We start from the raw sequence: 15860 nt of genomic DNA, 5'->3' as shown, positions 1-15860 counted from the left end.
CCGTTTCCCGCCTCACCGAATGGATTGCCCATGCCAACTCTCGACGCCCACCTCGCCGCTTGGCCTGATCTCAACCAGCGCCACCCCTGCACTGCATTGCTGCTGGGCAATGGTGCCAGTCGTGCGCTGTGGAAGCCGTTCGGCTACTTCTCACTGTACGAACAAGCCCAGCGCGCTGGGCGCAAGAAGGGCCTGGCGATCAGCGATCAGGCGCTGTTCAAGTCGCTGGGCACCGAACTGTTCGAGCCGGTGTTGAGCACTCTCAATCACACCGTACGCGCCAACGCAGCGCTGGCCATCAACTCCACTGCGCCGTTGAACCGCTACTACTCGATCAAGGAAGGGTTGATCCACGCGATCCGCACCGTGCATCTGCCTTGGGCCTTGGTACCCGCCGCCACCCTGACATCGATCAACCAGGCCCTGCGCGAGTATCGCAGCGTCTACACAAGCAATTACGACCTGATTCTGCCTTGGGCGATACGACATGACCCGCAGGGCTTTGCCGCGTTGTTCGACGAGGAAGGGTTTTTCGACGTGCGCCGCACCAGCAGCGAGGGCATTCGGGTCTTGCACCTGCATGGCGGCCTGCACCTGCTAAAGCTGCCCGATGGCAGCACGCGCCAGCGCAGCGCCGACAGTGCTGAATTACTCGAAGGCTTCGCCGTGAACATTCCCGGTGAAGTGCCGTTGTTCGTCAACGAAGAGCGCAGCGACGAGAAGATGCGCGCCATCCGCCACTCCGATTACCTGGCCTGGGGGTTGGGGCAACTGGCTCAGGAGAAACAGGGTCTGTGCCTGTTCGGACAGCATCTGGACGGCAGCGACAAGCATTTGCTCGAAGCCATCGTTCAGGCGCAGCCCAGTCACTTGTCGATCGCTGTCCGGCCGCTGAGCGAAGCGTCTGTACTCAACCAGAAGCAGCATTTCGTCGACCGGTTCGGGAACATGCCGGGGACGCAGCTGTACTTCTTCGATGCGACTACGCATCCATTGGGTATGGAAGGGTTGGCGATCGAAGGGCCGTCAGCGGTTCGCTGAACGTTGATTGCGACTGGCTAAGATGTGGTTGTGGCAATCACAGAAGCTTATCCGCCTGCAACAACGTCTCCAGGCAATGCTCCTGCACCCCATAAAACGCTTTGAGCTGCCCGATCTTTTCCAACAATGCCGTGTTATCACCCACTTGCCGACGCTTCACCGCAAGAATCATCTTGTTCTTGTTGGTGTGCTCAAGGGAGATAAACTCGAACACCTTGGTTTCATAACCACAAGCCTCCAGATACAACGCGCGCAGGCTGTCGGTGAGCATTTCGGCCTGCTGCCCCAGATGCAGCCCGTATTGCAACATCGGTTGCAGTAGCCCCGGGCTGTGCAGCTGCGGGCGTATTTGCTTGTGGCAGCACGGTGAGCACATGATGATCGCAGCGTTGCAGCGTATGCCTGTGTGAATGGCATAGTCGGTGGCGATGTCGCAAGCATGCAGGGCAATCATCACGTCGATTGCCTCGGGCACAACGCTGCGAACGTCACCGCACTGGAACTCCAGCCCCGAATGCTCCAGGCGCTGAGCGGCGGCGTTACACAGCTCGACCATGTCCTGGCGCAATTCCACACCGGTTACCTGCGCATCGCGGCCCTGGGTATTACGCAGGAAGTCATGCATGGCGAAGGTCAGGTAGCCCTTGCCAGAGCCGAAATCGGCGACGCGCAGCGGCTGCGCCGCCGGCACCGGTGCATTGGCCAGGGCGTGATCGAACACTTCGATGAATTTGTTGATCTGCTTCCACTTGCGCGACATCGACGGAATCAGGGCGCCCTGAGCATCGGTCACCCCTAGGTCGCGCAGGAAAGGCCGCGAAAGCTCTAGATAGCGTTTCTTCTGGCGGTCATGCTCAGCATTGGCAACCACCTCTCGCGGCGCCTGCGCTGCGTGGCGCTGGAGCATAGGTTTGCCTTTTTTACTGAAGGTCAGCTGCACTTCCCCGTGAGCGTCGAACAAGTGGGCATTGCGAAAGCTCTCTGGCAACAGCTGCGCTATCAGCGCCTGGGCCTGATCGATTGGCAGGTTGCGAGTGATGTCACGCGTCTGGTGTCGATACACCAGCGACAGCTGCTCTTGCCCCTTGACCTGCAGCGGCTTGGCAATGATGCGCTGCAAGGTCGGGTCAGCCCCGACATGGCGCGCCAGCACCAACTTGACCAATGAGTGGGTGCGCAGGGCAGCATCGAGCTGGTCTAGAAACTGGGCGCGTGCATCGGGCGCCGCGGGCGCGCAATTACTGGCAGACATGGAAAACGGGTGCCTCAGGTTACAAAAAGGGGCGCATTGCGCGATGCCTCGCATTCTACACCCCTCTAGCCGCCAGTTCAGTCGAGAATCACCAGGTGGTTGGGTAGTTCATTGCGAGGGTGGGTGCGCGGCAGGTGTTTGCCCAGCAGTTCGCCACAAGCCTCGATGCATTCGACAAAACCCTGCAAGGTATGGCCTTGACGCACCTGTTCAGTCAGGCGCGCCACCAACACTGCGCGGACCTTGGCATCGAGGTAAGGCGCTGCCCCTTGATCGACGAGGATTTCTACATGTTGCTCCTGCTCGGCGACAAAGATCAGCACCCCCGTGGCGCCGGCCGTACCCTCAAGGTTCTGCTCCCGAAACTGCTGGTGCGCCAGGCGCGCGGCGCGCCAGCGCAGCAAGGCTGTCGGCGTCAGCCATGCTGCCACCCGTGGCTGGCGCAGTACCACGCACAAGCCGATGAACAGCAGTACGTTGGCCACCAGCAACCCACGCAAGCCTGGCCAGCCCACCAGCCAATTCAACAGCGCCGGGGTGGCAAGGGCCAGCACAGCGGCCCAGAACAACGGCAGATAGGCGTAGTCATCGGCACGGCGCGCCAGCACTGTCACCAGTTGCGCATCGGTGCGCCGCTCTGCCAGGGCGATCGCCTCGGCCACCTGGCGGCGTTGGTATTCGTTGAGGAGGGTCATGCCTTGGGTCTCGTCAGCGTTTTTATAGTTTTTATCCCGGCATTGGGGTGTTCATCCGCGACCGATACTTTCAGGCATAATCCGCCGCTGGATGAATTACCGGCGAATCGTACAACAATAGCCGCCTGAAAACTTCGGCCACGCGCGTACCGCTCCGGATACGGCCAAGGCCTCGATTATGGAATCGATGATGAAACTGTCTTTGCTGGGCCTGGCCATGGCCCTTGCCAGCCAGGCGGCGCTTGCCGCTCCAACCGCCCCTCCCCTGCAGGACAAGCAGGCGTTCATCGACCATCTGATCAGCCAGATGACCGAGGCCGAAAAGATCGGCCAGTTGCGCCTGATCAGCATCGGCCCGGAAATGCCCCGCGACAAGATCCGCGAAGAAATCGCAGCCGGGCGCATCGGTGGCACCTTCAACTCGCGTACCGCCCCCGAGAACCGGCCGATGCAGGACGCTGCCATGCGCAGCCGCCTGAAGATTCCGATGTTCTTCGCCTACGACACCATCCACGGCGAACGCACTATCTTCCCGATCAGCCTGGGCCTGGCGGCGAGCTGGGATATGGACGCGATCGCCAAGGTCGGCCGCACTTCGGCCATCGAAGCTTCGGCCGATGCGCTGGACATGACCTTCGCCCCCATGGTCGACATCGCCCGCGACCCGCGCTGGGGGCGCACCAGCGAAGGCTTCGGCGAAGACACTTACCTGACCTCGAAGATTGGCCAGGTCATGGTGCGCTCGTTCCAGGGCAGCAGCCCGGCCAACCCTGACAGCATCATGGCCATCGTCAAGCATTTCGCCTTGTATGGCGCTGTGGAAGGCGGACGTGACTACAACACCGTCGATATGAGCCTGCCCAAGATGTACAACGACTACCTGCCACCCTACCGCGCCGCGCTTGACGCGGGCGCTGGCGGGGTGATGGTGGCGCTTAACTCGATCAACGGTGTCCCGGCCACTTCCAACACCTGGCTGATGAACGATCTGCTGCGCAAGCAGTGGGGCTTCAAAGGTGTGACCATCAGTGACCACGGCGCCATCCAGGAGCTGATCCGCCACGGTGTGGCGCGAGATGGTCGCGAAGCCGCCAAGCTGGCGATCAAGGCCGGCATCGACATGAGCATGAACGACACCCTTTATGGCAAAGAACTGCCCGGGCTGCTGAAGTCTGGCGAAGTGACAGAACACGAACTGAACCAGGCCGTGCGCGAAGTGCTCGGCGCCAAATATGACATGGGCCTGTTCAAAGACCCTTACCTGCGCATTGCCAAAGCCGAAAACGACCTCAAGGACTATTACACCGAAGACCGCCTGCACCGCGCAGCTGCCCGTGACGTGGCCCGGCGCAGCCTGGTATTGCTGGAGAACCGCAACCAGACTCTGCCGCTTAAAAAAACCGGTACAGTCGCTCTGGTCGGCCCATTGGCAGATGCCCCGAATGACATGCTCGGCAGTTGGTACGCCGATGGCAAGCCGATGCACTCTGTCACCGTGCGCGAGGGCTTGCGGCGTGCTCTGGAGGGCAAGGCCAAGCTGGTATACGCAAAAGGCGCCAACATCATTGGCGACAAGGCAATCGTCGACTACCTGAATTTCCTCAACGCCGATGCCCCGGAGATCGTCGATGACCCACGGCCTGCGGGGGTCATGATCGACGAAGCGATCAAGGCTGCCCAGCAGTCCGATGTAGTAGTGGCTGTGGTTGGCGAGTCGCGTGGGATGTCCCATGAGTCGTCAAGCCGTACGAGCCTGGAAATTCCGGCTAGCCAGCGCGAGCTGATAAAGGCTCTGAAGGCCACAGGCAAGCCGCTGGTATTGGTGCTGATGAATGGCCGCCCCCTGTCGATTGGCTGGGAGCGTGAACAGGCCGATGCCATCCTGGAAGCCTGGTACTCTGGCACCGAAGGTGGCAACGCCATTGCCGACGTGCTGTTTGGCGATTACAACCCATCGGGCAAGCTGGCCATCACCTTCCCTCGTTCGGTAGGGCAAATTCCGATGTACTACAACCACATGCGCATCGGTCGGCCATTCACTCCCGGCAAGCCAGGCAACTTCACATCGCAGTACTTCGAAGAGCCCAACGGCCCGCTGTACCCATTCGGCTACGGCTTGAGCTATAGCAGTTTCGAGCTGTCGGGCCTGTCCCTGTCTGGCAACCAGCTCAAGCGAGGCGATACGCTGCAAGCCAAGATCACCGTGAAAAATACCGGCCAGCGTGATGGCGAGACCGTCGTGCAGCTGTACCTGCAGGATGTCTCGGCATCGATGAGCCGCCCGGTCAAGCAACTGAAAAACTTCCAGAAACTGATGCTCAAGGCTGGTGAGTCGCGAACCCTGACCTTCCCCATCAGCGAAGATGATCTGAAGTTCTACAATGGCCAGTTGCAGCGGGTCGCCGAGCCTGGCGAGTTCAATGTCCAGATCGGGCTGGATTCAGAGGCCGTGCAGCAGAAGAGCTTCGAGCTGCTGTAACAGGTTCGTCGTCGGCTCCGACCTCTATGGCAGCCAGTTCATCCAAGCGATGAACCGCCGTGTAGAGGCCGGGCCTGATATCAACATTACCTGGACCCGCCCATGCCCTTTTCCTTTCGCGCCCTGCGTTTGGGGCTGATTACCCTGCTGATCGTGCTAGGTACAGCCCTGAGTGGCGGCTGGGCGATGCACCAGGCCAAGCGCCAGGCCATGGAAGATGACGCCCGCCGCGCCAGCCAGCAGCTGGTGCTGTATGCCAATGCCCTGCACACCCTGATCGACCGTTACCGCGCCCTGCCCGCCGTGCTGGCGCTGGACCCGCAGCTGATCGACGCCCTGCGCGGCCCGGTCAGCGAGCAGATGCAGCACGCGCTCAACCTGAAACTCGAGCGCATCAACGGCGCAGCCAACTCTTCGACCCTAGAGCTGCTCGACCGCACCGGCCTGGCGGTGGCCGCCAGTAATTGGCGCCTGCCCACCAGCTACGTCGGCTCCAACTACGGCTTTCGGCCCTATTTCCAACAGACCCGCAGCCATGGTAGCGGCCGCTTCTATGCAGTAGGTGTGACCAGCGGTGTGCCTGGCTACTTCCTGGCCAGCGCAGTCAGCGACGAGCAGGGGCGCTTTCTCGGCGCCATGGTGGTCAAGCTGGAGTTCCCGGAACTGGAACGCGAATGGCGCCAAGGTAGCGATATTCTGCTGGTCAGTGACGCCCGTGGCATCACCTTCATCGCCAATCAGGATGGCTGGCGCTATCGAGAGCTCAAGCCGCTCAGCGGCGCCGATCGTGCCGAGCTTGCCCAGACCCGTCAGTACGACAAGCAGCCGCTGGTGCCCCTTGCGCATCAAGAGCTGACCCGGTTCGCCAGCAACAGCCACTTGAGCCGCGTGCAAGGCCCAGGAGGTAGCGTCGAATACCTCTGGGAAAGCTTGCCGCTGGACGGTGAGGGCTGGACCTTGCACTTGCTGCGCAAACCTCAGGTCGAGGCTGCCGGCCGCAATGCCGCACTGAGCGCCGCCGCCGTGTGGCTCAGCCTGGTGTTCGCCGCGCTGTTCGTCAGCCAGCGTTTACGCCTGGCCCGGCTGCGCCAGCGCAGCCGCGAGGCGCTCAAGCGGCAGGTCGAAGAACGCACCCGCGAACTGCGTACCGCTCAGGAAGGCCTGGTGCAGTCGGCCAAACTGGCGGCACTGGGGCAGATGTCGGCGGCCATGGCCCACGAGATCAACCAACCGCTGACCACGCAACGCATGCAGCTGGAAACCCTGCGCCTGCTGCTCGACCATGGCCGCTACGACGATGCACGCAAAGCCCTGGAGCCGTTGGAGCAGATGCTCACGCGCATGGCCGCATTGACCGGCCACCTGAAGACCTTTGCCCGCAATAGCCCGGTTGGCCTGCGCGAACGCCTCGACCTGGCAACCGTGGTCGATCAGGCCCTGCACCTGCTGGACACGCGCATGCGCAGTGAGCAAGTGGACGTAGCGCTGTACCTGGCACGTCCGGCCTGGGTCCGCGGCGATGCGATCCGCCTTGAGCAGGTGCTGATCAACCTGCTGCACAACGCCCTCGACGCCATGGCTGACAAGCGCTACAAACGCCTTGAGGTGCGCATCGAACCCCTGCACGATCAATGGCGCCTGAGCGTGTTGGATTCAGGCGGTGGTATTGCCCAAGCGGACCTGGCGAAGGTCTTCGATCCGTTCTTCACCACCAAACCGGTGGGCGAAGGCTTGGGCCTGGGCCTGGCGATTTCCTATGGCATCGTCGTCGAGGCCGGAGGCCTGCTGTACGCAGAGAACATGCCCGGCGGCGCCCGGCTGAGCCTGACCCTGCCCCGTGACCTGGAGACTGTATGTTGAACTCGGTGATCGTCGTGGATGATGAAGCCAGCATCCGCACCGCGGTCGAACAGTGGCTGAGCCTGTCTGGCTTCAGCGTGCAGTTGTTCGCTTGCGCCGAGGACTGCCTGGCGCAACTGCCTGCGCACTTTGCCGGCGTGGTCATCAGCGACGTACGCATGCCAGGCATGGGTGGCCTGCAGCTGCTCGAGCGCCTGCAACTGGATGACCCGGACCTGCCGGTGATTCTGCTGACCGGCCACGGCGATGTGCCGATGGCGGTGGAGGCGATGCGCAGTGGTGCGTATGACTTCCTGGAAAAGCCCTTCACCCCACAGCACTTGCTCGGGAGCCTGCGACGGGCACTGGAAAAGCGTCAGTTGGTGCTGGAGAACCGCCGCCTGCATGAACAGGCCGACCTCAAGTCGCGGCTGGAAACCACCTTGTTGGGTATGTCTCAAGGTTTGCAGCAGCTACGCAGGCAGGTCTTGGACCTGGCCAGCTTGCCAGTCAACGTGCTGCTGCGCGGTGAAACCGGCAGCGGCAAGGAGCGGGTAGCGCGTTGCCTGCACGACTTCGGGCCGCGCGCCGACAAACCATTCGTGGCACTCAACTGCGCAGCCATCCCCGAATCACTGTTCGAAGCCGAATTGTTCGGCCACGAAAGCGGTGCATTCACTGGTGCGCAGGGCAAACGCATCGGCAAACTGGAGTACGCCAACGGCGGCACGGTGTTTCTCGACGAAATCGAAAGCATGCCGTTGGCCCAGCAGGCAAAGCTGCTGCGGGTGATTCAGGAGCAGAAACTGGAGCGGCTAGGGGCCAACCAGAGCATCAGCGTCGACTTGCGCATCATCGCCGCCACCAAACCTGACTTGCTCGAAGAGGCGCGGGCCGGACGGTTTCGCGAGGACCTGGCCTATCGCCTGAATGTCGCGGAGTTGCGCTTGGCACCGCTGCGCGACCGGCGTGAAGACATACCCCTGCTGTTCGAGCATTTTGCACAGTCGGCCGCTGCCAGGTTAGGCCGCGCGGCGCCGCCGTTGAGCGGTCCACAACTCTCGCAGCTGCTGTGCCACGATTGGCCAGGCAATGTACGGGAATTGGCCAACGCAGCGGAGCGCCACGCGCTGGGCCTGGGCTCGCCGAATATCGAAGTCGCCCCTGCCGGCCCATCGCTGGTGGAGCAGATGGAAGCTTTCGAAGCTCAGTGCCTGCGTGCAGCCCTGCGCCAGCACGCAGGGGAAATCAAAGCAGTGATGCAGACGCTGCAACTGCCGCGCCGCACCCTGAACGAAAAGATGCAGCGTCACGGAATTGTTCGTGAGGACTTCGTGCAATGAGCGGATTTTCGCTCATGTGCGCAGGGCGATAAGCGGAAATCCGCTCACTCAAACAGGCTTGCCCCTCCAAGGCCCACGGCACTTCTCACCTAAAACCCAGCCTGCATCGGCTCCGCGCCCCCATTTGGATCGCCATGCACCCGTTTGGCACAGCTTCTGCAATTGTCTTGGCAAGCTGCGCTTCGGCGCGCTCCACAAAAACAACGAGAAGGTATCCCAGATGGATAACGCCACCTCCCTGCCAGCCGGGGCGGCCGTCGCGCCCGCTGCTGAAAAAACCACCGCCAGCCGCCTCAAATCGATCTTCAGTGGGTCCATCGGCAACATGGTCGAATGGTACGACTGGTATGTTTACGCTGCATTCTCGCTGTACTTCGCCAAGGCCTTCTTCCCGGCTGGCGACTCCACCGCTCAACTGCTCAATACTGCCGCGATTTTCGCCGTGGGCTTTCTGATGCGCCCAATCGGTGGCTGGTTGATGGGCCTGTATGCAGACCGCAAGGGCCGCAAGGCTGCGCTGATGGCTTCGGTGCTGCTGATGTGCGCCGGCTCCCTGGTGATCGCCCTGACCCCAGGCTATGAAACCATCGGCGTCGCCGCGCCGATCCTGCTGGTTATCGCACGCCTGATGCAGGGCCTTTCGGTCGGCGGCGAGTACGGCACCTCTGCCACCTACCTGAGCGAGATGGCCAGCAAGGACCGCCGTGGCTTCTTCTCCAGCTTCCAGTACGTAACGCTGATTTCCGGCCAGCTCATTGCTCTGGCGGTACTGATCATCCTGCAGCAGACCCTGACCACTGAGCAATTGTATGCCTGGGGCTGGCGTGTGCCTTTCGTGATCGGTGCGCTGTGCGCGGTGGTCGCGCTGTACCTGCGTCGAGGCATGGAAGAAACCGCCTCCTTCACCAAGAAGGAAAAGGCCAAAGAAAGCCTGATGCGCACCCTCATGCGCCACCCCAAGGAACTGCTGACCGTGGTCGGCCTGACCATGGGCGGCACACTGGCCTTCTACACCTACACCACCTACATGCAGAAGTACCTGGTCAATACCGTGGGTATGAGCATCAGTGACTCGACCACCATCTCGGCAGCCACACTGTTCCTGTTCATGTGCCTGCAGCCGGTGATTGGCGGCCTTTCCGACAAGATCGGCCGACGCCCGATCCTGATCGCCTTCGGCGTACTTGGCACCCTGTTCACCGTGCCGATTCTCAGCACCCTGCACACCATCCAGACCTGGTGGGGCGCGTTCTTCCTGATCATGGCGGCGCTGATCATCGTCAGCGGCTATACCTCGATCAACGCAGTGGTCAAAGCCGAGCTGTTCCCGACTGAAATCCGCGCCCTGGGCGTTGGCCTGCCGTATGCGCTGACCGTCTCGATCTTCGGCGGTACCGCTGAGTACGTGGCCCTGTGGTTCAAGAGCGTAGGCATGGAGAGCGGCTTCTATTGGTACGTCACAGCGTGCATCGCTTGCTCGCTGTTGGTGTACGCCACCATGAAAGACACCAAGCAGCATTCGCGGATTACCACCGACTGACGGGAAATGCGATTGAAAAAGGGGCGCTCCGTGAAACGGACGCCCCTTTTTTGTGGTTGCCAGATGCGGAGCTGTCGATCCGTGCGCTCTTGCTATCGAACGCGTCGGCGGCGCTTGAGCGTGATTGATAACAGCATTCAGCCAAGCACTCAGGACGCTTCCAATGCCTGACGCGGCTCACGCTTCTGGTACCAGGACTCCATCAGCACTAGCACAACCAGCACGCCGCCCAGCACGGCGGAAGAACCAATGGTGCCAAAGTCCAGCCCGCCCTTGTCATGAGGTTTGGTCAAGAAGTCGCCCAAGGTGGCTCCGAATGGACGGGTCAACACGAAGGCCACCCAGAACAGGAGCACACCAGGGAGGCGCGTCCAGTAACGAGCTACCACCACCAAGGCGATGGCGCTGCCGATCAGCAATGCACCACCGGCAAAGCCCAGCCCAGAGTCGTCCGCCAAGTAGTCGCCCAACGCGGTGCCCAAAGTGTTTGAGAACAGAATGGCCACCCAGTAAAAAACTTCACCGGTGCGGTTTTTGATACGGGTAACGTCTAGCGGGTTGCCACTCAGGCGCCAAATCAAGAAGGTCAGGAGCAAGATGCCGATCAGGATTGCCGAGCCCGATGCGTACCCCAGGCCCAACGTGCGGTCCATGAAGTCGGACAGGGTGGTGCCGGCTGTACTGGTGGACAGGATCACCAGCCAATAAAGCATCGGATGGTAGCGGCGCGTATACAACTGGCCGAACAGGGTCACCAGGAACACGCTTATCAGCAGCATCGAGCTGACCGCGTAACCGACGTCAAGGGTCATCGACAGCAGATCGCCAGCTGTTTCGCCAAGCGTTGTGGCGCAGATCTTCATCACCCAGAAGGCCAGCGTGATTGGCGCAAGTTTGTTCATCGTTCGTCGCTCCACATTCAGGTGCGGCGATGGTGCTGAGCAGCGCCTGAAAAATCGGTCGGCAATTGATGAAAAACTCGTTCACATGTTGTTACAAAAACAGATCTAGCCTTTTTAACCCTCGATTAATGCCGCGGCCTCATCTTTGGAAAGGCGGGGAAGCACCGCGTTTCCCATGGATTGACGTCATTCGCTCCTACCCACACGCCGAAGCTAATGACGCTAAGCGCACGCTTTAAACAATCTACTAATTCGATCTTTAAGCGCCAATTTTTACGCTTTTTTATCATATTAATAGGCGTAGCATGAAATCCATAGCGAGCCACATCCCCTAACATCCAAGGAGCACCACCATGAAAAGCAAACTGATCCTGACCCTGGCCCTCTCGGTTTTCGCTGCTGGCGCATTCGCTGAAGATGGGTTCGACCGTACCAGTGCACACACCTTTGCAGCAGTGACTCAATCTGCCAGCTACGCCGAAGATGGTTTCGATCACACCAACGCGCAGCGCTTCGCCGAAGATGGTTTCGATCACACCAACGCACAACGCTTCGCCGAAGACGGTTTCGATCACACCAACGCACAACGCTTTGCCGAAGATGGTTTCGATCACACCAACGCGCAGCGCTTTGCCGAAGATGGCTTCGACCGCACCAATGGCCACCGCATCAGCTGAGCGCTGCTGCGTGCTACCAGCCCGGCTTCGGCCGGGCTTGATCATTTTCAGGGGAGCAAATGCTTGGCACACTAGGCCACCCTTCCCCAGGATGTCGGCAAGATGTACTACTACGAACCCGCCAAAGGCCACGGCCTGCCTCACGACCCCTTCAATGCCATCGTTGGTCCGCGCCCCATCGGCTGGATCTCTTCGCAGAGCCAAGATGGCCAGTTGAATCTTGCGCCCTACAGCTTCTTCAACGCCTTCAACTACATCCCCCCGATCATCGGTTTCTGCAGCGTCGGGCGCAAAGACAGCCTGAACAACATCGAGCAGACTGGCGAATTCGTCTGGAACCTGGCGACCCGCCCATTGGCCGAGCAAATGAATCAAAGCTGCGCGGCTGTGCCTGCCGACGTCAACGAGTTCGAACTGAGCGGCCTGACGGCAGTGCCGTCGAGTATCGTCAAAGTGCCGCGCGTGGGCGAAACGCCGGTGGCTTTCGAGTGCAAGGTGACCCAGATCGTCCAGCTCACACGCGCCGACCAGCAACTGGTGCCGAGCTGGTTGATCCTGGGTGAGGTGGTGGCGGTACACATTGCCGAGCACTTGCTCAAGGACGGTATCTACGACACCGCCGCGGCCGAACCGATCCTGCGTGGCGGTGGCCCAGCGGATTATTTCGAGCTGGGCAACCTGTTCAAGATGGCTCGCCCACAGGCCTGATCACCAGATCAGTTCGCCTTCCTCGCTCACGCCCTGCAGGCGTGCAAGCTCGGCGCAGGCGGCTTCGTCAGCCGCCATAGCGCTTTTGAAGACTTCATCGCCCAATACCTTGTGAAAGCGCGCAGCGCCGCCCATACCCAGGGCCTTGACCGCGATAGCAGCGTTATAGCCGCCGCCCTCAACCGGAACCATCGCCGAAACTGCTTCGAAATGGGGGAATTCTCTGCGTGCCATGTTGCCCTGCGCCTGTTGATTGAGGGGCAGCATTCTAACCGCCTTTCAATCGAAGGTATGCAAGTCCAGGCTGCTGACTACCTGCGCTTGAACCAGTTCACCGAACACATTCAAGGTGGGCGAGGCGAAGTAGCCCGTCATTGCCTGTTGGTCCTGCCAGCTACCGCTAAGCAGCCACAGGTCGGCGTCGGCCTGGGAACGCTGCACGGTAAAGCTAAGGCAGCCCGGGGTCTGCAAGGACGGTTCGAGCAGGTCGCGCAGGCGTGCGCCAAGTTCGGCGGAACGGCCGCTGCAGGCACGAATGAAAGCCAGGTGAGTGACCGGTTGGCGCTGGGTCATAGCACGATCTCCTTGAAGCAGGCGGACGGAAAACCAGGCTGCCAAGGTTAGGTGCTGGCACGCGCGACGCGTTAGGCCATTACTGCTCAGCGATTGCCTGATCCTGCTGCGCGGCAGGATCAGGCAATCGACGTGCAGCATCCGACTAGCGTCGGCCATTGCCCAAACCTATGCTGCGTCGGTCAGCAGAGGAAAGCCATCATGACCACCGCCCCGTCCATCGATCCAACCCTGGAAGTGCAGCGCCAGGAGCTGGCCCAGCTGATAAGCAAGCACGCCACAGCTCCCCATGGCCCCGCCTCAGCCATCGACGAGCTGTACCTGGTGCGCTATACCGAAAACGTGCGCTCGGTGCCGACCCTGGCCCAACCGGCCTTGTGCATCCTGGCCCAGGGCAGCAAAAGCTTGTTCCTGGGCGATGAACAGTATGCCTACGACCCGCTGCATTACATGGTGGTATCGGTAACCCTGCCATTGAGCGGCGTGAAGCTCGACGCCAGCCCGGAAAACCCGAGCCTTGGCATTCGTATGGACTTGGACCCTGCCGAAATCAGCCAGCTGATCGCTGAAAGCGGGCCGATGCTGGTGCCCAATCTGCCCTCAGGCCGTGGTCTGTATGTCGAGCGAACCGACCCGCAATTGCTCGACGCGCTGCTGCGCCTGGTGCGCCTGCTCGACACTCCGCGGGATATCGACATGCTGGCGCCGCTGATTAGGCGCGAGATCCTCTACCGCCTGCTGCGCGGGCCGCAGGGCTATCGCCTGTACGAAATCGCTTTGGCCAATAGCCAGACCCATCGGGTGTGCCAGGCCATCACCTGGCTTAACCAGAACTACCAGCAGCCGCTACGCATCGAGCAACTGGCGCGCGAGGTGCATCTGAGCATCTCGACCTTGCATCACCGCTTCAAGGCCGTCACCTCCATGAGCCCGTTGCAGTACCAGAAGCAACTGCGGTTGCAGGAGGCGCGGCGGCTGATGCTCAACGACGGCCTGGAAGCGGCGGTTGCCGCGTATCGGGTAGGCTATGAAAGCCCGTCGCAGTTCAGCCGCGAATACAGCCGTCTCTACGGCGCTCCACCGATCCGCGACGTGGCCAGGCTGCGCGCCAGCGCCAGCTGAGTTCAGCCCGTGACTGCGGCGTGCCAGGCGTTCTGATCGACCTGGATCAGCGTCGGGCCTTGGCGCTGCACTGCCCTGCCCAGTGCAGCCTGCAGGTGCATGACATCGTCAACCTGCTCGGCGTCGGCGCCCAATGCACGTGCCACCCCGATGAAGTCGGGGGTGTGAATATCCACGCCCACCGGTTCGATCGAGCGGTTGACCATGTACTTTTTGATCTCCTCGTAACCTTGGTTATTCCACAGCAATACGATCAGCGGCACCTTGGCCTCTACGGCGCTGGCCAGTTCCGGCAAGGTGAACTGCATGCCGCCGTCGCCGATCAGGCAGACCGCAGGCGCACGCTCGTTGGGCTGTTCGGCGCTGCCGAGCCAAGCGCCCATTGCAGCAGGCAACGCATAGCCCAACGTGCCGTAACCGGTCGATGCATTGAACCAACGGCGTGGTGCCTGCATGTCCAGGGTCAGGTTGCCGGTGTACACCGGCTGGGTCGAATCCCCTACCAGGATCGCGTTTGGCAGGCGCTGCAAAATGCTCGTCAGCAAGCGGGTCTGGCTCAAGGTCGGCTGATCCCAGCCAGCCGCCAAGGCCTTGCGCAAACGCAGGGCACGGGCGGCGCCCCAACCGTCATCACAGGGTGGCGCTGGTAGCAACCGCAGGGCCTCTAACAACGCTTGGGCAGCCAACTGGGCATCGGCGACCAAGGCCAGTTCCGGTAGGTAGTTGCGCACGGTCTGGTCGGGGTCGATGTCGATTCGCAGCAGGCTGCCTGGAATCTTGAAGCCGCCCTTGAAGGTCACGTCGTAGTCGGTCTCGGCAAGTTCGGTGCCGATCGCCAATACCACATCGGCCTCCTCCACCAGCTCACGGGTAGCAACCAGTGACTGGGTCGAACCAATCTGCAGTGGATGGCTGGCCGGCAGCAACCCTTTGGCATTGATGGTCAGGGCGACAGGCGCCTGCAGGTGCTCCGCCAACTGCGCCAACGGCGCGCCCGCCGCCAGCGCACCCCCACCGGCCAGGATGAGTGGCCGGCGGGCGTTGGCCAGGCGCTGGGCCATGGCCGCCACAGGGCCAGGGGCTGCGCCTGCGCGGGCGCTGCGTATGGCACGGGCGGGCAGCAAATGGTCCGCCGGCTCGACCAGCACATCCAGGGGGATCTCGATATGCACCGGGCGCGGGCGTGCACTGTCGAACACAGCAAAGGCACGCGCCAGCACCTGAGGCAGGTCAGCGGCGCTCATCAGCGTCTGGGAAAACGCCGCAACGCCCGACACCAACGCTGCCTGATTGGGCAGCTCGTGCAGTTTGCCGCGGCCACCGCCCAATTGGTCACGCGATTGCACACTGGAGATCACCAGCATGGGAATGGAGTCGGCATAGGCCTGGCCCATGGCAGTGGTGATGTTGGTCATGCCAGGGCCGGTGATGATGAAGCAAACGCCAGGCTTGCCGCGGGTTCGGGCATAGCCGTCAGCCATGAACCCAGCGCCTTGCTCGTGGCGCGGGGTGATGTGGCGGATCGACGAACCTGCCAAACCACGGTACAGCTCGACGGTATGTACACCAGGAATGCCAAAGACATGGTCCACGCCATAGCCTTCAAGGAATTTGACCAGTACTTCGCCGCAGGTTGCCATGGGGTCACCCAGAATAGTGTTGGAATATGCGCCATTGGACCTAACCCAT

At 61.3% G+C, this 15860-nt stretch carries 14 protein-coding genes; 8 read left to right on the top strand and 6 right to left on the bottom strand.

All coding sequences use genetic code 11. From position 1 onward, the window contains the following. Positions 1 to 30: 30 nt before the first annotated feature. A complete protein-coding gene (locus tag ACK59H_RS01825; RefSeq protein ID WP_409264195.1) occupies positions 31 to 1041 on the top strand; it encodes a DUF4917 family protein in 1011 nt (336 codons plus the stop codon). Between the two features lie 37 nt (positions 1042 to 1078). On the opposite strand, the gene ACK59H_RS01820 is transcribed toward ACK59H_RS01825, so the two are convergent. Together ACK59H_RS01820 and ACK59H_RS01815 are read right to left on the bottom strand one after the other, a co-directional pair. Next, entirely contained in the window at positions 1079 to 2293 is a 1215-nt protein-coding gene (locus tag ACK59H_RS01820; RefSeq protein ID WP_350492356.1) for an SAM-dependent methyltransferase, read from the bottom strand. A 77-nt stretch (positions 2294 to 2370) separates the two neighbouring features. Beyond that, positions 2371 to 2988 carry a TPM domain-containing protein gene (locus tag ACK59H_RS01815; RefSeq protein ID WP_261744902.1) on the bottom strand — a complete coding sequence of 206 codons (618 nt, stop codon included), beginning with the start codon at positions 2986 to 2988 and terminating at the stop codon, positions 2371 to 2373. Between the two features lie 187 nt (positions 2989 to 3175). On the opposite strand from ACK59H_RS01815, the gene bglX reads away from it, so the two are divergent. The 4 genes from bglX (at position 3176) to ACK59H_RS01795 (ending at position 10189) form a co-directional block, all read left to right on the top strand. Then, a complete protein-coding gene (gene bglX / locus ACK59H_RS01810) occupies positions 3176 to 5467 on the top strand; it encodes a beta-glucosidase BglX (RefSeq protein ID WP_409264194.1) in 2292 nt (763 codons plus the stop codon). Between the two features lie 102 nt (positions 5468 to 5569). Next, the gene (locus tag ACK59H_RS01805; protein ID WP_060479692.1) at positions 5570 to 7327 is read left to right on the top strand and encodes an ATP-binding protein; all 1758 of its coding nucleotides are present in this window, start codon (positions 5570 to 5572) and stop codon (positions 7325 to 7327) included. Beyond that, a complete protein-coding gene (locus tag ACK59H_RS01800; RefSeq protein ID WP_060479693.1) occupies positions 7321 to 8649 on the top strand; it encodes a sigma-54 dependent transcriptional regulator in 1329 nt (442 codons plus the stop codon). The genes ACK59H_RS01805 and ACK59H_RS01800 overlap by 7 nt, the downstream gene beginning before the upstream one ends. A gap of 220 nt (positions 8650 to 8869) precedes the next feature. Next, positions 8870 to 10189 (top strand): MFS transporter, encoded by a 1320-nt coding sequence (locus ACK59H_RS01795; protein WP_060479694.1) that lies wholly within the window; start codon positions 8870 to 8872, stop codon positions 10187 to 10189. 149 nt (positions 10190 to 10338) lie between these two features. Here ACK59H_RS01795 and ACK59H_RS01790 read toward each other — a convergent pair whose 3' ends face one another. Further along, positions 10339 to 11091, bottom strand: coding sequence for a hypothetical protein (locus ACK59H_RS01790; RefSeq protein WP_060479695.1), 753 nt, complete (start codon positions 11089 to 11091; stop codon positions 10339 to 10341). 353 nt (positions 11092 to 11444) lie between these two features. Here ACK59H_RS01790 and ACK59H_RS01785 point away from each other — a divergent pair, with 353 nt between their 5' ends. Then, entirely contained in the window at positions 11445 to 11768 is a 324-nt protein-coding gene (locus ACK59H_RS01785) for a hypothetical protein (protein WP_409264193.1), read from the top strand. Between the two features lie 102 nt (positions 11769 to 11870). Further along, entirely contained in the window at positions 11871 to 12476 is a 606-nt protein-coding gene (locus tag ACK59H_RS01780; RefSeq protein WP_060478044.1) for a flavin reductase family protein, read from the top strand. On the opposite strand, the gene ACK59H_RS01775 is transcribed toward ACK59H_RS01780, so the two are convergent. Together ACK59H_RS01775 and ACK59H_RS01770 are read right to left on the bottom strand one after the other, a co-directional pair. After that, positions 12477 to 12743: a hypothetical protein gene (locus ACK59H_RS01775; protein WP_060478045.1), complete on the bottom strand. Its 267-nt coding sequence runs from the start codon at positions 12741 to 12743 to the stop codon at positions 12477 to 12479. A gap of 12 nt (positions 12744 to 12755) precedes the next feature. Beyond that, positions 12756 to 13049, bottom strand: a complete 294-nt coding sequence (locus ACK59H_RS01770) for an antibiotic biosynthesis monooxygenase family protein (RefSeq protein WP_060478046.1) — start codon at positions 13047 to 13049, stop codon at positions 12756 to 12758. 201 nt (positions 13050 to 13250) lie between these two features. On the opposite strand from ACK59H_RS01770, the gene ACK59H_RS01765 reads away from it, so the two are divergent. After that, positions 13251 to 14171, top strand: coding sequence for an AraC family transcriptional regulator (locus ACK59H_RS01765; protein WP_060478047.1), 921 nt, complete (start codon positions 13251 to 13253; stop codon positions 14169 to 14171). A 2-nt stretch (positions 14172 to 14173) separates the two neighbouring features. Here the strand turns inward: ACK59H_RS01765 and ACK59H_RS01760 are convergent, their stop codons facing one another. Then, positions 14174 to 15811: a 5-guanidino-2-oxopentanoate decarboxylase gene (locus tag ACK59H_RS01760; protein ID WP_060478048.1), complete on the bottom strand. Its 1638-nt coding sequence runs from the start codon at positions 15809 to 15811 to the stop codon at positions 14174 to 14176. Between the last annotated feature and the right edge of the window lie 49 nt (positions 15812 to 15860).

This window comes from Pseudomonas sp. KCJK9000 (assembly GCF_046230725.1).
In the GTDB taxonomy this organism is placed as follows: domain Bacteria; phylum Pseudomonadota; class Gammaproteobacteria; order Pseudomonadales; family Pseudomonadaceae; genus Aquipseudomonas; species Aquipseudomonas promysalinigenes.
Note: the sequence above shows the minus strand (reverse complement) of the source record. Positions and strands in the feature narration are given on the sequence as shown.